Source organism: Streptomyces sp. NPDC005752 (assembly GCF_040630715.1).
In the GTDB taxonomy this organism is placed as follows: Bacteria; Actinomycetota; Actinomycetes; order Streptomycetales; family Streptomycetaceae; genus Streptomyces.
The window spans coordinates 25,884-46,537 of sequence record NZ_JBEXYB010000026.1; the positions used below are offsets into that span (position 1 = coordinate 25,884).

19 protein-coding genes are annotated in these 20,654 nt (G+C 68.8%); 13 read left to right on the forward strand and 6 right to left on the reverse strand.

The window, feature by feature from the left end:
• Nucleotides 1-27 precede the first annotated feature (27 nt).
• The 3 genes from ABZ441_RS22170 to ABZ441_RS22180 all read left to right on the forward strand — a co-directional run bounded on the left by ABZ441_RS22170 (nt 28) and on the right by ABZ441_RS22180 (nt 2,130).
• Complete coding sequence (locus ABZ441_RS22170) at nt 28-837, forward strand: SAM-dependent methyltransferase (protein WP_358976844.1); 810 nt, start codon at nt 28-30, stop codon at nt 835-837.
• A 170-nt stretch (nt 838-1,007) separates the two neighbouring features.
• Nucleotides 1,008-1,499 (forward strand): YchJ family metal-binding protein, encoded by a 492-nt coding sequence (locus ABZ441_RS22175; protein ID WP_358976847.1) that lies wholly within the window; start codon nt 1,008-1,010, stop codon nt 1,497-1,499.
• 43 nt (nt 1,500-1,542) lie between these two features.
• Entirely contained in the window at nt 1,543-2,130 is a 588-nt protein-coding gene (locus tag ABZ441_RS22180) for a GNAT family protein (protein WP_358976850.1), read from the forward strand.
• A gap of 10 nt (nt 2,131-2,140) precedes the next feature.
• Here ABZ441_RS22180 and ABZ441_RS22185 read toward each other — a convergent pair whose 3' ends face one another.
• On the reverse strand, nt 2,141-4,216 hold the full coding sequence (locus ABZ441_RS22185) for an MDR family MFS transporter (RefSeq protein WP_358976853.1): 2,076 nt from the start codon (nt 4,214-4,216) through the stop codon (nt 2,141-2,143).
• A gap of 55 nt (nt 4,217-4,271) precedes the next feature.
• Nucleotides 4,272-5,108 (reverse strand): hypothetical protein, encoded by an 837-nt coding sequence (locus ABZ441_RS22190; RefSeq protein WP_358976856.1) that lies wholly within the window; start codon nt 5,106-5,108, stop codon nt 4,272-4,274.
• Between the two features lie 106 nt (nt 5,109-5,214).
• Here ABZ441_RS22190 and ABZ441_RS22195 point away from each other — a divergent pair, with 106 nt between their 5' ends.
• A complete protein-coding gene (locus tag ABZ441_RS22195) occupies nt 5,215-6,441 on the forward strand; it encodes a cytochrome P450 (protein WP_358976859.1) in 1,227 nt (408 codons plus the stop codon).
• A 42-nt stretch (nt 6,442-6,483) separates the two neighbouring features.
• Here the strand turns inward: ABZ441_RS22195 and ABZ441_RS22200 are convergent, their stop codons facing one another.
• The 4 genes from ABZ441_RS22200 to ABZ441_RS22215 form a co-directional block, all read right to left on the reverse strand.
• Nucleotides 6,484-7,698: an acyl-CoA dehydrogenase family protein gene (locus tag ABZ441_RS22200; RefSeq protein ID WP_358976862.1), complete on the reverse strand. Its 1,215-nt coding sequence runs from the start codon at nt 7,696-7,698 to the stop codon at nt 6,484-6,486.
• Nucleotides 7,699-7,702: 4 nt separating this feature from the next.
• Nucleotides 7,703-8,176 (reverse strand): SCP2 sterol-binding domain-containing protein, encoded by a 474-nt coding sequence (locus ABZ441_RS22205; protein WP_358976865.1) that lies wholly within the window; start codon nt 8,174-8,176, stop codon nt 7,703-7,705.
• Between the two features lie 72 nt (nt 8,177-8,248).
• Nucleotides 8,249-8,515 carry a hypothetical protein gene (locus tag ABZ441_RS22210; protein ID WP_358976868.1) on the reverse strand — a complete coding sequence of 89 codons (267 nt, stop codon included), beginning with the start codon at nt 8,513-8,515 and terminating at the stop codon, nt 8,249-8,251.
• Between the two features lie 198 nt (nt 8,516-8,713).
• The gene (locus tag ABZ441_RS22215; RefSeq protein WP_358976871.1) at nt 8,714-9,928 is read right to left on the reverse strand and encodes a helix-turn-helix domain-containing protein; all 1,215 of its coding nucleotides are present in this window, start codon (nt 9,926-9,928) and stop codon (nt 8,714-8,716) included.
• A 663-nt stretch (nt 9,929-10,591) separates the two neighbouring features.
• Here ABZ441_RS22215 and ABZ441_RS22220 point away from each other — a divergent pair.
• The 9 genes from ABZ441_RS22220 (at nt 10,592) to ABZ441_RS22260 (ending at nt 20,654) form a co-directional block, all read left to right on the forward strand.
• Nucleotides 10,592-11,233, forward strand: a complete 642-nt coding sequence (locus ABZ441_RS22220; protein WP_358976874.1) for a hypothetical protein — start codon at nt 10,592-10,594, stop codon at nt 11,231-11,233.
• 224 nt (nt 11,234-11,457) lie between these two features.
• Nucleotides 11,458-12,921 carry a DUF6801 domain-containing protein gene (locus tag ABZ441_RS22225; RefSeq protein WP_358976877.1) on the forward strand — a complete coding sequence of 488 codons (1,464 nt, stop codon included), beginning with the start codon at nt 11,458-11,460 and terminating at the stop codon, nt 12,919-12,921.
• Between the two features lie 71 nt (nt 12,922-12,992).
• A complete protein-coding gene (locus ABZ441_RS22230; RefSeq protein WP_358976880.1) occupies nt 12,993-13,946 on the forward strand; it encodes a hypothetical protein in 954 nt (317 codons plus the stop codon).
• Between the two features lie 721 nt (nt 13,947-14,667).
• On the forward strand, nt 14,668-15,651 hold the full coding sequence (locus ABZ441_RS22235; protein WP_358976883.1) for an ATP-binding cassette domain-containing protein: 984 nt from the start codon (nt 14,668-14,670) through the stop codon (nt 15,649-15,651).
• The gene (locus tag ABZ441_RS22240) at nt 15,648-16,496 is read left to right on the forward strand and encodes an ABC transporter permease (RefSeq protein ID WP_358976886.1); all 849 of its coding nucleotides are present in this window, start codon (nt 15,648-15,650) and stop codon (nt 16,494-16,496) included. Before ABZ441_RS22235 ends, ABZ441_RS22240 begins: the two co-directional genes overlap by 4 nt.
• A 3-nt stretch (nt 16,497-16,499) precedes the next feature.
• Entirely contained in the window at nt 16,500-17,303 is an 804-nt protein-coding gene (locus ABZ441_RS22245) for an ABC transporter permease (RefSeq protein WP_358976889.1), read from the forward strand.
• Nucleotides 17,303-18,610, forward strand: a complete 1,308-nt coding sequence (locus ABZ441_RS22250) for an MCE family protein (RefSeq protein ID WP_358976892.1) — start codon at nt 17,303-17,305, stop codon at nt 18,608-18,610. Before ABZ441_RS22245 ends, ABZ441_RS22250 begins: the two co-directional genes overlap by 1 nt.
• The gene (locus ABZ441_RS22255; protein WP_358976895.1) at nt 18,607-19,638 is read left to right on the forward strand and encodes an MCE family protein; all 1,032 of its coding nucleotides are present in this window, start codon (nt 18,607-18,609) and stop codon (nt 19,636-19,638) included. The genes ABZ441_RS22250 and ABZ441_RS22255 overlap by 4 nt, the downstream gene beginning before the upstream one ends.
• Nucleotides 19,635-20,654, forward strand: coding sequence for an MCE family protein (locus ABZ441_RS22260; RefSeq protein WP_358976897.1), 1,020 nt, complete (start codon nt 19,635-19,637; stop codon nt 20,652-20,654). The genes ABZ441_RS22255 and ABZ441_RS22260 overlap by 4 nt, the downstream gene beginning before the upstream one ends.

A 20,654-nucleotide genomic window follows, 5' to 3' on the forward strand; every position in this document is an offset into this window, starting at 1 on the left:
CCCAGCAGCCGACCAACGGAGTGTGCCATGACCGGGCAGGAATCCCAGACCGCCGAGATCGACACGAGCAAGCCTCATCCGGCACGGATGTACGACTGGTTCCTCGGCGGCAAGGACAACTACCCGGTCGACGAGCAGATGGCCCGGCAGCTGCTCACCCTGGACTCCCGTGGCCGCGACATGGCCCGGGTCAACCGTGCCTTCATGCACCGGGCCACCCGCTGGCTCACCGAGAACGGCGTGCGTCAGTTCCTCGACATCGGCTCCGGCATACCCACCGAGCCGAATCTCCACCAGGTCGCCCAGCAGACCGCCCCGGACGCGCGGATCGTCTACTGCGACAACGACCCCATCGTGCTCGCGCACGCGGCGGCGCTGCTGCGTTCCACACCCGAGGGCGCCACGCAGTACATCCAGGCCGATGCCCGTCGGCCCGACGCCATCCTGGAGGCGGCGGGCGAGGTTCTCGACTTCGGCCGGCCGGTCGCCCTCTCACTCCTCGCGCTGCTGCACTTCGTGGACGACGAGGACGGGGCCGCGGAGCTCGTCGACCGGCTCGTGGAGCAGCTGCCCTCCGGCAGCTATCTCGTGCTCTCACACACCACGGGTGACTTCGACCCCGAGGGCGCGGCCAGGGCCCGTGCGATGTACACGGCGCGGGGAATGACCCTGCGGCCCCGCTCGCGGGCCGAGCTCACCGCGTTCTTCCACGGTCTCGAACTCGTCGAGCCCGGCGTCTCGCTCTCCGCGGACTGGCGACCTGAGCTCGGAGAGGCCATCGACGTCCCCGGCCACGAGCCGATCCCCGGTTACGCGGGCGTCGCACGCAAGCGCTGACCGCGCCGGTGCCTGGCCAGTGCCGCGTCGCGGCGGGCAGGCGCCAGGCGCCTTCACCACGAGTACGTCGTCGCCGTCACCCCCGGCCGTGGGACCGCGCCCGGTGCCTCCACGGTTCCGGCCGGGAACCCGGCCCGCCCGGCACCGGGACGACCGGCGACAATGGGAGCATGTCACGACGTACCTCCCGCCCGACCGGATCCGCCGCCGCTTCCCCCACGGCTTCCCCCGAGGTGTCCCCGAAGGCATCCGCCGGAGCGAACCCCGTACGGACCGCCCCGGGCGCACCGTGCCCCTGCGGTCTGCCCGCCACGTACGCCGACTGCTGCGGCAGGTTCCACTCGGCTGGTGCGGCCGCCCCCACCTGCGAGGCACTGATGCGCTCGCGGTACGCCGCCTTCGTGGTCCGGGACGCCGGCTATCTGCTGCGCACCTGGCACCCGGACACCCGCCCGCCGGCCGTCGACTTCGACCCGGCCATGCGCTGGACGGGCCTGGACATCCTCGAAGCGACCGACGGCAGCGCTTTCCACAGCACCGGAACGGTCACCTTCCGGGCCGGCTACACCGACGGAGGCCGACCCGACGCGCTCCACGAGAAAAGCCGGTTCGTCCGCCACGAGGGAGCGTGGGTCTACGCCTCAGCGGTCTTCATCGACTGAAACCCCGTTGCTCCGGCCGGGCGGTCCTTCCTAGGATCCGCGCATGAGCAGCGAGGACACGGCGAAGCCGAACGCGGAACGCACACACTGCTGGCGCGGCCGGGGCATCGCCTTCACCCCCCTGGAGATCACGGACGCCGAACTCCTGCACCGCTGGCGTTCCGATCCGGTGGCGGCGCACGAGACGGGCGTCTGGCCCGGCTCGCTGTACGAGCTGACCGAGCGCATCGAACGCCAGCTCGACGACAACTCGCGCGACGACTTCCTCGTCCTGCTGCCCGACGGCACACCGGTCGGGCTCATCGCCCTGTACGACCAGCAGCTGGCCGAAGGCACCGCGGAGGCCTACCTGATGCTGGCCAGGGAACACCGGGGACGCGGCCTCGCCGTAGCCGCCCTGGACGCCCTCACCGACCTGGCCTTCGGCGAGCTGCCGATGCACCGCGTCGAAGCCTTCACCCACACCGACAACGCCGCCTCCCTCACGGTCCTCGCCGCTGCCGGCTTCGCGCCGGAGGGGGTACGCCGCTCGTCCTGCCTCCACCGGGGCCGCCGCTACGACAACGCCGTCCTGTCACTGCTCCGCGCGGAGTGGGAGGCCCTGGAACGTCCCCGGTCCTGGGAGCTCTGAGGGGGAGGTGTCAGACGGGTGCGGAGATCCGCTCGGTCGACGGGGCCAGCTGCTGCTCCAGGTCCTCCGCGAGGAGCCGTTTCGCGATCACGTCGACAGCTGCCCGGAGCTCCCGGTCGTCGGGCCGGGCGCCGTCCTCGGCCAGCCGTGCGTTGAGCCAGCGGCCCCAGGCAGCCGAGATCGTCGCCGCCTCACGACTGCCCGCCGCCGTGTGGGTGAAGAGCCGGCCGTCCCCGCCGAGGTAGCCCTCCTCGATCATCCGGTCGAAGACGGGCACCAGCACCTCCGGCGGGATCCGGTGCCGGGCGGCGATCAGCCGGAGCCCCGCGTGACCCACCATCCGGGTGAAGAGGTCGACCTGCATGACGGCCCAGGCCCCCGCCGTGTCGAGGCGCGTGTCGGACTCCGCGACGATCCGCCTGGCGGTGTCGGGACCCGCCTGGTGCAGGATCCTGGCGACGGCGGACTCGAGCACCTTCGCCGGGTCCCCGGTGCTCGGCTGGGCGAAGCCCTCACCCATGTCCGTGGAGCTGGCCCGGGCGCTGTCGCGCAGCTTCACCTGCTTCAGGAAGAGTGAGACGACGAACCCCAGCAGGGCCACCGGCACCGTCCAGAGGAACACCGTGTGCAGGGTGTCCGCGTAGGCCTGGGCGAGGGGCGCGGTCTGTTCGGCGGGCAGGGCGTGCACGGCCTGGGGGCTCTCCGCGGCCCGGGCCAGCGATGTCGGATCGCCGCCCGCACGTGTTGCCTGCTCGACGCCCTGCGTCAGGTTCGGCCGCAGGGCGTTGGCGTAGATCGTGCCGAACACCGCCGTACCGAAGGAGCTGCCGAGCGTGCGGAAGAACGTCACGCCGGAGGTCGCGGTGCCCAGGTCCGAGTAGTCGACCGTGTTCTGCACGGCGATCGTCAGGACCTGCATCGACAGACCGATCCCGATGCCCAGGACCAGCATGTACAGCGACTCCAGCCAGACTCCGCTGCCCGGGCCCATCCGGGACAGGAGGTAGAGACCCGCCGCCATCACGAGCGAACCGATGACGGGGAAGAAGCGGTAGTGGCCCGTCTTGCTCACCACGTTGCCGCTGAAGACCGAGGCGGCCAGCAGACCCACCACCAGGGGCAGGGTCCGCACCCCGGAGAGGGTGGCCGAGTCCCCGTCGACGTACTGCAGGTAGGTCGGCAGGTAGATCATCGCGCCGAGCATGGCGAAGCCCACGATGAAGCTCAGGACCGAGCAGACCGCGAACACCGGGTTACGGAACAGCCGCATCGGCAGCATCGGCTCCTCCGCCCGCGTCTCCACGAGGCAGAAGAGCGCCAGGGCGGCCAGGCCACCGACGAACAGGGCGATGATGAGCGGCGAGCCCCAGGCGTACTCGTTGCCGCCCCAGCTCGTCCCGAGGATCAGCGCGCCGGCTCCCACGGCGACCAGCGCGATGCCCAGGTAGTCGATCACCGGACGTCCGGCCGCGCGGACGGAAGGGATGGTGCGGGCGGCGGCGATGACCACCACGATCGCGATCGGCACATTGACGTAGAACGCCCAGCGCCAGGTCAGATGGTCGGTGAACAGCCCGCCCAGCAGCGGCCCGACGACCGTGGCGACGCCGAAGACCGCACCGATCGCCCCCTGGTACTTGCCCCGGTCGCGCAGCGGGATGACGTCGGCGATCAGCGCCATGGAGGTGACCATGAGCCCGCCCGCGCCGATGCCCTGCAGACCCCGCCAGATGATCAGCAGCAGCATGTTCGACGCGAGACCGCAGAGGAACGAGCCGGTGATGAAGATGATCGCCGAAATCTGGAAGATCAGCTTCCGGCCGAAGAGGTCGCCGAACTTGCCCACCAGCACCGTCGCCACGGTCTCGGCCAGCAGATAGGCCGTCACGACCCACGACATGTGCTCCGCCCCGCCGAGGTCCGAGACGATCGTGGGGAGAGCCGTCCCCACGATCGTCTGGTCCAGTGCGGCGAGCAGGATGCCCAGCACGATCGTGGCGAACACGATGTTCCGGCGTCCGGGGTCGAGGACGGGTGGCGCTGCGGCACTCTGCGCGACGGGTGAGGTCTCGCTGGCAGTGGTCACCCTCGCACCCTCACACCCGGCCCTGTCTCACGCCTGCGGGCGCGGGCCGTACGGGTCAGTCCAGGAGGTCCCGCACCGACCCCGTCATCCGGGCGACGAACGCCTCGCGGACACCCTCCGGCACCCGGTCGAGCGACAGATACGGATTGAGGTCCTCCAGCTCGACGAGCAGCAGGCCGCCCTCCTGAGTCCGGCAGGCGTCCACCCGCTGGATGCCGTGCGAGAGCGTGTTCCACTCGACGAAGCGGCGCGCGAAGTCCAGGTCCGCAGGACTCGCCTCGTACGGTTCGAGCACCCAGCGGCTCTCCGGACGCGGTGCGTGGAGGGCGTACTGGAAGTCGTGGCCGACGAAGTAGAAGGAGACCTCGTAGCGGAAGTCGATCCGGGGCTGGACGAGCAGTGTGCCGTCGGCGTCCTCGGGAAGCTCCGGCGCTCCGACGAACCGCAGTCCCTCCGAGTCCGCGCCGAGCTTGGGCTTGACCACGTATCCGGCCGCCCGGGGGAGCAGCCCGAGATCCGCGGCACGGTCCACGGTGGGGATCACCGGGAAGCCGGCCCGGCTCAGATCGACCAGGTACTGCTTGCCGGCCATGTCACCGCGCCCGTCCAGCGAGTTGTAGACGCGGACCCCCGATTCCCGAGCCCGGACACGGAACGCGTCGTACGCCTCCGGGTAGTGCAGGACCGGGCCGCTGTTGCGGACGACCACCGCGTCGAACCCGTCCAGCAGAGCCGCCGCGTCCCGGGGGTGACAGAGCGCGATGTCGAAGGCCTCGCGCAGCCGGGACGTCAGGAAGATGTCCTCGTCGCAGTAGCGCCGTCCGTGCGCCTCGTAGGCGAGATCGGTGACGAACAGGACGGAGGGGCGTGGTGAGTCGGACCGGGCGATCAAGAGTACTCCCAGGGGGTTCGGTATCGGGCCGGAGGTCAATAGCCTTGCTGGTGCTGCCCGTTCACCGTCATGAAGCATCTGATCTCTGCCCCCACAGGAGTCACACGTGTCCCAGGCTTCGTCACCGCCCGACATTCTCTCGCCCGCCTTCGCCGCCGACCCCTACGGGGCCTACCGGACGATGCGCGAGAGCGCCCCCCTGATCCACCACGAGGCCACGGGGAGTTACCTCGTCTCCCGTTACGAGGACGTCGAGCGTGTCTTCAAGGACCGGGCCCAGGAGTTCACCACCGAGAACTACGACTGGCAGCTGGAGCCCGTCCACGGCCGGACGATCCTCCAGCTCAGCGGCAGGGAGCACGCCGTACGCCGGGCACTGGTCGCCCCGGCCTTCCGCGGGGCGGACCTCCAGGAGAAGTTCCTGCCCGTCATCGAGCGCAACGCCCGGGAGCTCATCGACGCCTTCCGGCACAGCGGGGAGGCCGACCTCGTCGAGGCGTTCGCGACACGCTTCCCCGTCCTGGTCATCGCCGACATGCTGGGCCTGGACCGGAGGGACCACCAGCGTTTCCACGGCTGGTACACCAATGTCATCGCCTTCCTGGGAAACCTGGCCGGTGACCCCGCGGTGGCGGCTGCCGGGGAACGTACCCGCCAGGAGTTCGCCGAGTACATGATCCCGGTCATCCAGCGGCGCAGGGAGGAGCCCGGGGACGACCTGCTCTCCGCGCTCTGTGCCGCCGAGGTCGACGGCGTACGGATGAGTGACGAGGACATCAAGGCCTTCTGCAGCCTGCTGCTCGCGGCCGGAGGGGAGACGACCGACAAGGCCATCGCGTCGGTCTTCGCCAACCTGCTGGCCCACCCGGAGCAGCTCGCCGCCGTGCGGCGGGACCGCTCCCTCGTCGACCGGGCCTTCGCCGAGACACTGCGCTACACGCCGCCGGTCCACATGATCATGCGCCAGACGGCGGGCGAGGTCGAGCTGTCCGGCGGCACCGTCCCGGCGGGGGCCACCGTCACCTGTCTGATCGGCTCGGCCAACCGGGACGCGGCTCGCTACGCCGACCCGGACACCTTCGACCTCTTCCGCGACGACCTGACCAGCACCACGGCGTTCTCCGCGGCCGCCGACCACCTGGCGTTCGCACTGGGGCGCCACTTCTGCGTGGGTGCGCTGCTGGCCCGTGCCGAGGTCGAGACCGGGGTGAACCAGCTGCTCGACGCCATGCCGGACCTGCGTCTCGCCGACGGTTTCAGCCCGGTCGAGGAGGGTGTCTTCACCCGGGGCCCGGCATCGCTCCCCGTACGGTTCACGCCGGTGGGTGTCTGAGCGGGAGCCGGTGCGGCGGTCCGCCGCACCGGCTCCGCGGCGTCAGCGGATGTGACGGCCCGAGATGGCCCGGGAGATGACCAGGCGCTGGATCTCGCTGGTGCCCTCGAAGATCGTGTAGATCTTGGCGTCCCGGTACATCCGCTCGACCGGGTGCTCACGGCTGTAGCCCGCGCCGCCGAGGATCTGGACGGCCTTCTCCGTTGCCGCGACAGCCAGTTCACCCGCACGGAGCTTGGACATGGAGCCCTGGCCTGCGTCGAAGGTCCGGTCGTTGCGGGCCATCCAGGCGGCCTGCCAGATCAGCAGGCGCACGGCCTCGATCTCCGTACGGATGTCGGCGAGCGCGAACGCGATCGACTGGTTCTCGATGACGGGCCGGCCGAACGCCTCCCGCTGTCCGGCGTACTCCAGTGCGTACTCGTACGCCGCCCGGGCGATACCCAGCGCCTGCGCGCCCACGGTGGGGCGGCTCACCTCGAAGGTCGCCATGGCCGCCTGGCCCTTGGCGGTGCCGCCCTCCCTGGCACGGGCCAGCCGCTTGTCCAGCTTCTCCTTCCCGCCCAGCAGACAGTGCCCGGGGACACGTACGTCGTCGAGGAAGACGTCCGCGGTGTGCGACGCGCGCAGACCGAGCTTCTTGATCGTGCGGCCGGCCGCCAGGCCCTTCGTGCCGGGCGGCACGATGAACGCCGCCTGCCCGCGGGCACCGAGCGAGGGGTCGACCGAGGCGACCACCACATGGACCTCGGCGATCCCGCCGTTGGTGATCCACGCCTTCTGGCCGGCGAGCACCCACTCGTCCCGGGCCTCGTCGTAACGGGCTTTCGTGGCCATCGCCGAGACGTCGGAACCCGCCTGTGGCTCGGAGACGCAGAACGCGGCCACTTTCGGGTCGTCCTCGTCGCCGTAGCACTGCGGGACCCACTCGGCGAGCTGGTCGGGGGTGCCGGAGGCGAAGATCCCGGCGACCGCGAGCGAGGTGCCGAACAGGGCCATGCCGATCCCGGCGTCGCCCCAGAAGAGTTCCTCGTTGGCGATCTGGAGGGAGAGCCCGCTGGGGTCCCCGTACATGTCGGCGAGCGACTCGAAACCGTACAGACCGATCTTGGCGGCTTCCTGGATGACCGGCCACGGCGTCTCCTCGCGGGCGTCCCACTCGGCCGCCGCGGGGCGCACCACCTGGGCGGCGAAGCCGTGCACCCAGTTGCGCAGGTCCTGCTGTTCCTCGGTCAGGGCGAGGGAGAAATAGGACATGGGCTCAGGCCTTCGGGATGTCGAAGTAGCGGGTCAGCCCCGACGCCAGGCCGACGTCGCCGGCGACCTTCAGCTTGCGCATCATGAACATCGTCACGGGATTGCCGTTGCCCGAGACGAGCTTGAGGAACTCGGCGTCGCCCATCACCAGCGTCGTACGGGGCTCGGCGTCGGAGCGGCCCGCGCTCACCGTGCAGGCGCCGTCGGCTATGGAGGTCTCGTAGACCTCCTCGGTCTCGCCGGTGATCTTCCAGCGGATCAGGGCTGTCAGCTGACCGGCGGCCTCCGGGCGGAACTGCTGCCGCATCCGCCCGAACACCTCGCTCAGTACCCGGGCGCGCAGGTCACCCTGCATGACCTCACCGAGCTGCTTGGCGGTAAGGCCCTTCACGATCCGCGCGAAGTCCTCCGGGGAGACGGCGGCGAAGTCGAGCCCGGACAGTTCGTCGGTGAGGTTGCCGCTGCTGTTGTCGGCCACGCCGAATCCTTACTCCAGAGTAAACTTACTTCTGGGTAAGGTAAGGCGGCCGCCGCCGCAGCGCAAGGAGCGTCACCATGCGCCGCCGTCCGGACGTACCGCGAGATGCGGGTGACGTGCCGACAGCACCTTGTTGGCCCACGCGAGCTCCGACAGGGCCTGCTCGCGGTCGGCCTGGTCCTCGATGCCGAGCCTCGGTCCCCGGAACCTGCGCACCTCACGGGCGGCGCAGTCGGCGTCCCACTCCGCCTGCAGGATGTGTGACGGGGTGCAGGCGCCGATGAGGGCCGCGACCCGGTCGGGGATCGGCACGGGGACGAGGAGGTGCGAGGCGGTCATGGGGGGTTCCCTCTCGGATGGTTGGCCAGGAGGTGGTGCTCCGCGAAGGCCGGTGGGCCATCGCTCCTCCTTATGTAACGGGACGCAGTTCCTGGTTTCTCGTTGAGAACGTCTCCGTGTCGCAACCGTTTGGGACTGACCGTCTATTTCGCGTTACCTGGCAGTAAGTTGACTCGATGAGCTGCGTGTGATGACGCGTCAGTTGAAAGCCTGTCCGCTTCGGGCCCGTAACTGCAGCGCCCGCAGCACGGCTTCGGTGGAGAAGCGGCTCTCGGGATCGGTCAGTTGCGCGCCGAAGATGGCCTCCAGGCCGCGCATCCGGTAGCGGACCGTCTGGGGATGCACGGCCAGGAGCTCGCCCATCTGCGCGGCGGTGCCACGGGTGTCGAGCCAGATCCGCAGCGTCTCGATCAACCGCTCCCGGCGCGTGGTGCTGATGCCGGAGACGGGGGCGAGTTCACGCGCGGCGAGCTGGTCGAGCAGGGCGGGATCGGAGAGGAGCCACAGGGTGGTGAGGTGGTCCTCGCAGAGGATGAACGGTGCGTCGTCGATGACCCCGGCGTCCACCAGTTCGAGAACGCGGCGGGCCCAGCGGATCGAGTCGGCGGCGAGCATGGTCGGCACGGTCAGCCCGATCGCCGCTCCGCCACCGGGCACGGTCCGGTCGAGCATCTCCCTCCGCGCGTCGTTCACCGGCCCGGGGATCAGCAGGTGTGGCTGCGGGTCGCCGGGATCGATCAGGACGTCGTGGTCCGCGCTCAACCGGTCGAGGCCGCCCGGGGCGCGCACGGCGACGAGCGTGACCTCCTCGGGCAGCGCCCATCCCGTCTGCTCGCACAGCTCGGCGATGGCACTGCGGGGTACCGGCCGTCCCGCGAGGATCAGATGCAGCAGGCGGCGGCGTACCGTCTCGCTCTGCCGGTCCGACTGTGCCTGCACTTCCATGAAGCCCTCGCGTGACAGCGACTCGAGCTCGTCCACGTACTCGAAGAGCGCGTCGGCGAAGCTGAGCATCAGTGCGGGCGAGAAGTTGTAGCTCCGGCCCACCTTCTTCGCCCGCCGCAGCGCGACCCGCGCGCCCAGCCGGTACGCGCCCTGCAGTGCGTCCATGGTGCGGCCCTCGTACGCCTCGAACCGGCCGAATCTCCGGCACATGTCGTCACGCAGGACCGTGGGGGAAGAGGGTTCGGCGACCAGGTCGACGAAAGAGGAAAGGCTCTGTTCGACGCCCATGCGGATGGACGTCCCGTTGGGCCCGTTCAGCAGGCGCGCGTATTCCGGATAGGCCCGGGTCACTTCCATGCCTATCTCTTTGATCAGACTCGGGAGTTCGGGTCGCATGATCGCGGCGAACTCCTGGGGGAGGGGCCCCAGCGGGTCTCCGGTGTCCAGCGGCTGGATAAGTCTTGGCATGACCGTCCCCTTGCTTTCCTGGGCCCGGTGTGGGGTGAGGCGTGTGGGGGAGAGCGCTCCCACGGACCGACAGGTGTATACCAACATCGGCGCCGAAGATAGACCAAGTCGGGCGGAGTGCCCATGGTCTGGACAAGATCGAAGTGCAAGGGGCACACAACGTGGCCCAGTTGTGGTCCTCCAGTGCAGGTGGGGCGGTAAATGCTCACTTCCGGACAATGTTTTCGGCCGTGAGCTGCGTCGACGGAGCCGACGTGGTGGTCCGGCGGTCGCACCACCGGGCCGCCTTGGTGTGGCAGTCGTGTCCCCGGTCGGCACGGCCTGACCCCTGCCGTGTACGGGGGAGTGAGCGGATCGGCGAGTCGGCCCCCGGTTGCCCCGTGCTGTTTCCGCGGAATATTGCGCACCAAGTGACAAGTGGGGGGCGTGGATTAGTGACCTGGTGACGAGGAAAAAAACTTGCCGAACCAATCTTGACCGACAGGATTGTGCTCCAAGTTTCCCGCCAGTAACGTCACGCCCTGTCACAGAGCCTTTGTGGCTGAAAGAGCAGCACGGCCCCCACGTAAGGCGATTCACCGCGGCACTCCCTGCGCCTTTACAGGAACCCGGGTGCTGTCCCCGCAACAGTGCGCCCGCACTGTCGAATCGGAGGAAATCACTGTGCGCAACTCCTTCAAGAAGATCGCAGTGGCAGCCGGTGCTGCCGCCGCCGCCGTCACCCTCGGAGCGACCACCGCCACCGCCGGCGTCGCCGCTCCCACCTGGACCGTCGGCCCCAGCTCGCCGCTGACGGCCTCGGCCGCGTCCACCGGCACCGTCACGCTCAGCCTCAACGGCATCCCGCTGACGTGTACGACATCGGCGGCCACGGCCGCTCTGAAGACCGCTTCCGGCACCACGGGCGTGACGGTCGGCACCATCGCCCCGCTCACCTGGAGCGGGTGCACCAGCCCGTTCGGCCCGGTGACGCCGACTGCCAACACCACCACGCCGTGGGGCATCGTGGCGAACACCTACGCCTCCGGCGTCACCACCGGGTACATCTCCGGCGTGAAGGCCACGCTGTCGGTTCTCACCTGCACCTTCACGGTGACGGGTAACGTTCCCGCCACCTACAACAACAGCACCGGCCAGCTGAAGGCCGCCAGCACCGCGGCGTCCACCTACAAGTTGACCGTCGCGACCGCTTCCGCGGGCTGCGCCGGCATCGCGGCCGTGGGTCAGAACCCGCTCTACACCGCCACGTACAACGTGGTCAAGAGTGGTACGACCACCAAGCCGACCATCGTGTACACCCCCTGATCCGGCCCTGCACCGGTAACGGATGAACGACGGACCGCACGGCGGGTGAGCCCGCCGTGCGGTCCCGTGCCCCATCCGCCGGAAGCGGCGTCGGAGGCGGCTGCCGGCAGCGGTGTTCCCGTACCGGAGCCGGGCCCCAGTCCTGAGTGAGCGGGAACCCGTGGTGAGTCCGCCCGCCACGTGATGTGTGTCGAAAGGGGACATCGTCGGTGAGAGGCAGTCGTATGACGGGAACACGGCGGCGCACGGCACGTGGTGCCGCGGTAGCCACCGCTGTGCTGCTGGGGGGAATGATCCCCGGGGCACAGGCCGCATCCGGTGTTCAGGAGATCGATGCGGAGCTGGTCTACGCATGCGAATTCCCCACCGGCAAGAAGCCGGTGAAGGTCCAGGTCACCGCGAAGATCCCCGAGTCGGCGCAAGCCGGGCAGGCGATCCAGCCCGAGGACGTGGCCTTGGACGTCACCCTGCCCGAGGGCGCGCTTGCCGGCCCGGCCGACTCCGCCGCGGCGACCGCCGGTGCCGGGACGAGGCTCTCCGTCGACGTTTCCCAGGGCGGCCGGCAGGCCCGGGCCGAGTGGCTCGGAACGACCGCCGTGCCCTCGCCGGTCCCGGGGGAAGGGGAACTGACGCTGAGCACGTCGGGAAGTGTTCCGTACGTGACACCCGGGACCTCGGGGAGCCTCACCTTCGAAGCAGGCGCACTCGACGTGGACCTCGAGCTGGAGAAGGCCGACGGGACCCCGGCCGAACCGCCGGGCGTCTCCCTGAGCTGTGCCTTGGACGGGGAGCAGGAGACGGTGCTGGCGGCGGTGGACGTTGCCGACGAGGAGGGTGTGCCGGAGCCCGCACCGTCCGAGGCCTGGCCCGGTGAGGAGGACGACTCGGCCGACGCGGCAGACGTGCCCGAGATCGGAGCGGAGACGGAGGAATCCGCCGGGACCGATGCTCCTCCCTGCGCCGGCGACCCGAGTGATGATTTCGCCTTGGTCGCCTATGTCACCGGGTATGCGAACGCGGAGAAGCTGAAGGGAGCGACCCGGTTCCCGGCGGCCTGCACGAAGATCAAGCAAGGACCGAGCGAGCTCGTTCCCGGTGAAGACGGATCTCTTCACGTGTATCAGGATTCCACCGCGGATCTTGAATACAACGGGAAGCCGCAGCTTCCGCCCACGTCGGGAACATTCCTTACCTTCGGGTTCGTGCCGACCACCGCGAAACTGGAGATGACGCAGATTCCCACAGGCACTGCGGCCGACGGGACGCGGATTCCGAACATCCACTCGGATCTGCACATCTTCAACGGGATCAGCGAGAACCGTACGGACATCAAGCTGGAATTCATGCTGAGGCTGTACGACGTCGAGGTCAACGGTGTCCCCCTGGACGTGGGCGATGCCTGCCGTACGAGCCGGTCGTTCACTCTGAGTCTCGTCGGCCTCGGGTGGTACGGCAGGGAGGACCCCGGCTACATGTTGGTCACCGGCGGCCCGCTGACGGGGTCGGTGACGATCCCGCCCTTCAGCGGATGCGGCGTGGACGAGGACCTCGACGACCTCTTCACCGCGTCATTGTCCGGGGTGACCAACTATGTCAAGCAGGTCCAGGGAGCCCCCTGCATCCCCGTGAACGGCACCAACTGCACGGCCGCGTACGAGCCGACCGACATACCCAAGGCCACCCGCTGACCCCCGCAGTCGCACCGACCGTCACACCGAAACAGCAATGCCCCCGAGCCTTCAACCGAATTGAGGGAACAATGAGATCTGCCTCGAAGACCTGGATCAAGGCCGCCGGTGCCGTCGCCGCGTCCGCCGCGCTGGTCATGCCTCTGACCGCGTCGCCGGCCGGTGCGGCCACCACCGGCGCGACCCAGCTCAACGGCGGCTGGGCCCCGTTCGACCGCTGCCCGGTGGACGCCCCCGCCATGCTCGCGGCGGACGGTGACACCGACGTCCCGCTGTGTGTGACGTCCTCCTCGCCCAACGGGTCGATCAAACTGGGCAACACCGAGGCGACGACCGGCTCGACGAACCTGCAGTTCGGCGTCCTCCAGCACCCGGCCGAGGGGACCTACACGGTCGTGCCGCCGCCGGAGGGGTCCATCATCAGCGGCAAGACCACGATCCCCGGCGGCCTGCTGGGCCTCATGTGCCCGAGCAAGGTGCCGGTCGTCTCCGCCGTGTGCGACCAGATCACCAACGGAACCCTCAACAAGGTGACCGCCACCGTCGAATCGGCCGGAGCGCCGACCGACTTCAGCCTGGTCGCGGGCCTGTCCTCCGGACCGATCGTCACACTGCCCATCAAGATCCGGCTGGACAACCCGCTGCTCGGTACCAAGTGCTACATAGGCAGCAACAGCAACCCCGTGGTCCTGCACCCCGGCAACCTGAGCATGCCGTCGCTGGCCGTCTCCCGGTTCAACGGTGACGGCACCGCGAACGACGAGGGCTCGCTGATCCAGTTCGGGCTGTCCGGCGCAGGCCAGGGCGACAACCGGTTCTCCGTGCCGAAGGCCGGCGGCTGCGGTCTCGCCGGCATCCTCAGCTGGGCGATCGACCTCAAGGTCGGACTGCCCGCGGCGGCAGGGACCAGCAACCTCGTCCTGAACGACGCCAAGACCTCCACGGTAGGTCTCACGGCCCCGGGTCTGTCGGTGCCCGACGCCGGCAAGGAGCTCGCCGAGAACTGGCACTCCGCGGTGAAGTAGCAGTAAGGCGCCGCACGGGCGGCGCCTCGGGATTTCTTGTCACTTCCTGCGCCGCCCGCCCCTGACGGCCCATGAGCCCGCCCCGACCGAATGAACGCTGGTCGGGGCGGGCTTCTGCGTGCCCGGAGCGTGTCCGAAGCGGTGTCGTGAAGCCACACGCCCCGTTCCCGAGTCCTCACTTTTCGATAGGTTTCGCGCGCCGATCACTCATCTCGAAACAAGAAAAGGATGCCACGCGACCACCGCGGAGAAAGTTGGTGAATCACTATTGCGGACTTAGGTTACTGGCCCGTAGCGTCCCATCTGGGCGGCTCGGGAAGCGTATCCGTACCTGCTCTTTCGACGCACGTGGAGTCCTGGTCGCACCCCCTTCGGCCCGGATTCCCCCGGGGGAGATTCGCCGGTCCGAGCCCTTCCGCCGGCGGAGTTCTCCCGGCCACCGGGGTTTCGTGGTGCCGACCTCCCCGGGCCGCGGGAACCCGGTGCACCAGGAGCACTTGCTCAGATGACGACAACGCCGACCGGCGAGTTTGTCAATCAGTGACAAGTGATCCACAAAGAGATCGATGTCCGACGATTCCGCTGCTCAACGGCTTGTCCTGGCGGATTCGACGGACATAACGTGCGCCTCCGGGTGCATGTGTGACGAGCCATCGTTGGATTCGCCGGAGCCGGAGCGCTGAGAGATGACATCGTTCACCACCACTTCGAAGGAGGGCCGATGGGAATCGAAGTCGTAGTCGAGGGCCTGACGAAATCCTTCGGCAAACAGAACGTCTGGCAGGACATCAGCCTGACGCTGCCGGCCGGTGAGGTGAGCGTGATGCTCGGTCCTTCCGGTACCGGAAAGACCGTCTTCCTGAAGTCCGTCATCGGACTTCTGAAGCCGGAGCACGGCCGCGTCCTCATCAACGGCGTCGACATGGTGAACAGTCCCGAGAAGGACATCATGGAGACCCGGAAGCTCTTCGGTCTCATGTTCCAGGACGGTGCCCTCTTCGGCTCCATGTCGCTTTTCGACAACATCGCCTTCCCCTTGCGTGAACACACAGGCAAGAAGGAATCCGAGATCCGCCGCATCGTCATGGAACGCATCGACATCGTCGGACTGCTCGGCGCGGAGACGAAACTGCCCGGCGAGATATCCGGCGGTATGCGCAAGCGGGCCGGCCTCGCCCGCGCCCTCGTCCTGGACCCGCAGATCATCCTCTGCGACGAGCCGGACTCAGGACTCGACCCGGTCCGCACCGCCTACCTCTCGCAGCTCCTCATCGATCTCAACGCGCAGATCGACGCCACGATGCTCATCGTCACCCACAACCTCGACATCGCGGCCACCGTCCCCGACAACATGGGCATGCTCTTCTGCCGCAACCTCGTCACCTTCGGCCCGCGTGAGGTGCTGCTCACCAGCGACCTGCCCGTTGTGTCGCAGTTCCTCGCCGGACGCAGGGAAGGCCCCATCGGCATGTCCGAGGAGAAGGACGCCGCCACCCTCGCCGCGGAACAGACGAACGGCGGCGCCCGGGGCCCCGCCCCGCGCACCGTCGTGCCGCAGCTGGAGCCCTCCCCGGGAATGCCCGTACGGCAGGCGGCCCTGCGCCGCCGGGAACGGGTCATCTCCATGATGGGCCAGCTGCCGGAGGCGGCCCGTACCGCGATCTTGAACAGCTACACGCCGACCTTGGACGGTGGGCGACGATGACGGCACCGCTGCCCGTACGCCCACCCGAGCCGGCTGCCGAGCAGGCGCGGGCACAAGCACCGCGGCAGAGGCCGCCCTCGCGGCTCCTCGCCCCGCTGCGCCAGACCGGCCGGCTCTTCGCGCTCGCCCTGGCGGTCATCCGGGCCGTCTTCCGCCGGCCCTTCCAGTTACGGGAGTTCATCGAGCAGTTCTGGTTCGTCGCGAGCGTGACCATCCTGCCCGCCGCCCTCGTCTCCATCCCGTTCGGTGCGGTCATCGCCCTCCAGGTCGGCTCGCTCACCGAGCAGCTCGGCGCACAGTCCTTCACCGGAGGCGCCAGCGTCCTCGCGGTCATCCAGCAGGCCAGCCCACTCATCGTGGCGCTGCTGATCGCCGGAGCCGCAGGGTCCGCCATCTGCGCCGACCTCGGCTCGCGGAAGATCCGCGAGGAGCTCGACGCCATGGAGGTCATGGGCGTCTCGCCCGTCCAGCGCCTCGTCGTCCCGCGCGTCCTGGCCACCATGCTCGTCGCCGTACTGCTCAACGGCCTCGTCTCCGTCGTCGGCACGCTCGGCGGCTACTTCTTCAACGTCATCATGCAGGGCGGGACCCCGGGCGCCTACCTCGCCAGCTTCTCCGCCCTCGCCCAGCTCCCCGACCTGTACGTCGGCGAACTCAAGGCGCTCATCTTCGGGTTCATCGCCGGCATCGTCGCCGCCTACCGGGGACTCAACCCGCGCGGCGGCCCGAAGGGTGTGGGTGACGCGGTCAACCAGTCCGTCGTCATCACCTTCATGCTCCTGTTCGCCGTCAACATGGTCATCACGGCGATCTACCTCCAGATCGTCCCCCCGAAGGGGGGCTGAGCGATGTCCATGCTCGGCTGGCTCGACCGCTCGGGTGAGCAGCTCACCTTCTACGTACGCGCCCTGTTCTGGATCCCGCGCACCCTGCGCCGCTACCTCAAGGAGGTGCAGCGGCTGCTCGCCGAGGTGGCCTTCGGAAGCGGCGGCCTCGGTGTCATCGGCGGAACCATCGGGGTGATGATCGCGATGACCCTGGCCACCGGTTCGGTCGTGGGCCTCCAGGGGTACGCCGCCCTTGACCAGATCGGCACCTCCGCCTTCACCGGCTTCATCTCCGCCTACTTCAACACGCGCGAGATCGCCCCGCTCGTCGCCGGCCTCGCGCTCTCCGCCACCGTCGGAGCGGGCTTCACCGCCCAGCTCGGCGCGATGCGGATCAACGAGGAGGTCGACGCCCTCGAGGCCATGGGGATACGGTCCATGCCCTACCTGGTCACCACGCGCATCATCGCGGGCGTCGTCGCCATCATCCCGCTGTACGCCATCGGGCTGCTCTCCTCCTACCTGGCGTCCCGCTACATCACCGTCCTGTTCAACGGGCAGTCCGCGGGCACCTACGACCACTACTTCAATCTCTTCCTCTCCCCGGACGACGTGCTGCTGTCGGTGCTCAAGGTGCTGATCTTCAGCGTGCTGGTGATCCTCGCCCACTGCTACTACGGCTTCCACACCACGGGCGGTCCCGCCGGTGTGGGTGTGGCCGTGGGCCGGTCGGTGCGCAACGCCATCGTGCTGATCAGCGTCACCGACTTCTTCCTGTCGCTCGCCATCTGGGGCGCTACGACAACGGTGAAGGTGGCCGGCTGATGCATACCACCACGGCGCAGACAGCGCGCCGCAGAGCCGCGGGGGTGGCCTTCGTGCTCGTTCCCGCCGTGCTCGTATGGCTGTCGGTCTCCGTGTACGAGAAGGACTTCAGGGACGACGCCACCGTGACGGTGCACACCGGAAGCGTCGGCAACGAGATGCACGACAACGCCGAGGTCAAGCTGCGCGGCGTCGTGATCGGCGAGGTGCGCGACATCCGGGCGGCCGGGGACGGGGCGCGTCTGACCCTCGCCATCCAGCCCGACAAGCTCGGGGAGATCCCCGCCGACGTCACCGCCCAGATGCTGCCTACCACCCTCTTCGGTGAGCGGTTCGTCGCCCTGGTACCCCCGGCGATCCCGTCCACGCAGGCCCTCCGGGCCGGTGCGGTGATCCCGCAGGACCGCTCCTCCAACGCCATCGAGCTGGAGGAGGTCCTCGACAACGTCCTGCCGATGCTGACCGCCGTCAAGCCCGAGAAGCTCGCCGCCACCCTCAACGCCGTCTCCCAGGCGCTCGAAGGGCGCGGCGGCAAGCTCGGCGACACGCTGGTCGCCCTCGACGCCCACCTCAAGGAGTTCAACCCGCAACTCCCCACGCTCAACGAGGACATCAAGGAACTCGTCAAGGTCAGCCACCTCTACGCGGACGCCGCGCCGGACGTCCTGGACGCGCTCACCGACTTCACCACCACCAGCGGCACCATCGCCGAACAGCAGGCGGAACTCGCCGACCTGTACGGCTCCACCACCGCCTCGGCCCAGGACGTCACCTCCTTCCTGCGCAAGAACAAGGACAACCTCATCCACCTCTCCGCCTCGGGCCGGCCGACGCTGGAACTGCTCGCGGAGTACTCGGACGCCTTCCCCTGCACCCTGCGCACCATGGCGGGCTTCGTCCCCGCCATGGACAAGGCGCTCGGCAAGGGCACGGACAAGCCGGGCCTCCACGTCACCGTCAAAGCCGTGGAGTCCAAGGGCAAGTACGTGGCCGGCCGGGACACCCCCTCCTACGGTGCGACCGGCGGACCGCACTGCTACTCGGTGCCCTACACCGGCAGGTCCGTGCCGACCGCCGACGCCCGGACCGCCTCCTCCACGGGGAGCAGCCCCGCGGCGGACGTCCGGGAGACCGACACCGCCGAGATCGCCGACACGGCCCTCGGCATACCCAACTCGCCGGAGGAGAGCCGGCTCGTCAACGAGCTGGTCGCCCCCTCCCTGAAAGTCCAGCCGCAGTCCCTGCCCGACTGGAGCAGCGTGCTCATCGGTCCGGCCTTCCGCGGTGCGGAGGTGAAGCTCAAGTGAAGCGCCGCTCGCTGGCGGGACCCCTCGTCAAATCGATCGTCTTCGTCGTGGTGACGGCCCTGGCCACCACCGTGCTGGGCCTGTCCATCGCGAACACGAGTGTGGGTGAGACCACTTCGTACAAGGCACGGTTCACGGACGCGACCGGTCTCGTCGTCGGTGACAGCGTCCGCATCGCCGGCGTCAAGGTCGGCCAGGTCGAGTCCGTCGAGGTCGCCGACAGGCGGGAGGCCGAAGTCGGCTTCGCCGTCCGCAAGGGCCGCGAGCTGCCCGCCTCGGTGACCGCGTCCATCAAGTACCTCAACATGGTCGGCCAGCGCTACGTCGACCTCGACCAGGGCGCCGGGCCCGTCGGCGAGAGCTTCAGGTCGGGATCGACCATCCCGCTCTCGCGCACGACGCCCGCGCTGGACCTCACCCAGCTCTTCAACGGCTTCCAGCCGCTCTTCGAGGGGCTGTCGCCGCCGGACGTCAACCAGCTCGCCGGCTCGATCGTCCAGGTGCTCCAGGGCGAGGGCGGCACCGTCGACAGCATTCTCTCCCACGTCGGATCGCTGACCGGCACCGTCGCGGCCAAGGACAAGGTGATCGGCGAGGTGATCAAGAACCTCAACACGGTGCTGAAGACGGTCAACGACCGCGAGGCGGGCTTCAACGACCTCGTCGTGACCCTGCAGAAGCTCGTCACGGGCTTCTCCGGCGACCGTGAACCGCTCGGTGAGGCCGTCGCGGCGATGGGCGCGCTCACCACCGTCACCGCGGACCTCATCGAGGACGGACGCAAGCCGCTGAAGGACGACATCGCCCAGCTCGGACGGCTCACCGGCCAGCTGGACAAGAACGCCCCCGAGATCGAGAGCTTCCTTCGGAAGACCCCCGCGAAGATGGAGGCGATCACCCGCCTCACCTCGTACGGGTCGTGGCTCAACCTCTACCTCTGTGAAGCCAGGGTCGGCGGAGTGACGACGGAGGACGGCAGCCCGCCGCCCACCGGCATCACGATCGGCCAACCGAGGTGCCAGGCATGAGAATCACGCCCGCACGGGAACGCAACCCCGTCGCCGTCGGCATCGTCGGACTCCTCGTCCTGACCCTCCTCGGCCTCGCCGCCTACCGCTCCGACGCACTGCCCTTCATCGGCGGCGGCACCACCTACAGCGCCGACTTCACCGAATCCGCCGGCCTCGACGAGGGCGACGAGGTACGGATCGCCGGAGTCAAGGTCGGCGAGGTCACCGGAGTCACGCTCGACGGCGCCAAGGTGAAGGTGGACTTCAACGTCGAGAACGCCTGGATCGGCGACTCCTCCACCGTGGGCATCGCCATCAAGACCCTCCTGGGCGACAAGTACCTCGCGGTCGATCCGCTCGGCACCACCGAGCAGGACCCGGGCTCGCGCATCACCACGAGCCGCACCACCTCCCCGTACGACGTCACCCAGGCGTTCAACGGACTCGGCGAGACGATCGACGAGATCGACACCGACCAGCTCGCCAAGAGCTTCGAGACGATCTCCGACACCTTCAAGGACTCTCCGCCCGACGTGCGCAGCGCCGCCGACGGGCTGTCCGCGCTGTCGAGGACGGTGTCCGAGCGGGACGCCCAGCTCGCCACACTCCTCAAGGGCAGCAAACAGCTCACCAAGACGCTCGCGAACAAGAAGAGCAGCTTCGAGACCCTCCTCGAGGACGGCAATCTGCTCCTGGGCGAGATCCAGGCCCGCCGCGACTCCATCCACCTGCTGCTCACCGGGACCCGGAACCTCGGGACACAGCTCACCGGGCTCGTCGCGGACAACAACAAGCAGCTGAAGCCGACCCTGGACTCGCTCGGACGGGTCACCACGGTCCTGGTGAAGAACCGCAAGAGCCTCGACAAGGTGCTCTCCATGGCGGGCTCCTACAACCGTCTCATCGGCAACACCCTCGGCAACGGGCGCTGGTTCGACAACTACGTCTGCGGCGTCGTCCCGAAGAGCTACCTGCCCGAGGGCACGCCCCCCGCCAACGGCGACTGCATGCCACCGAAGCAGGGAGGGCGCTGA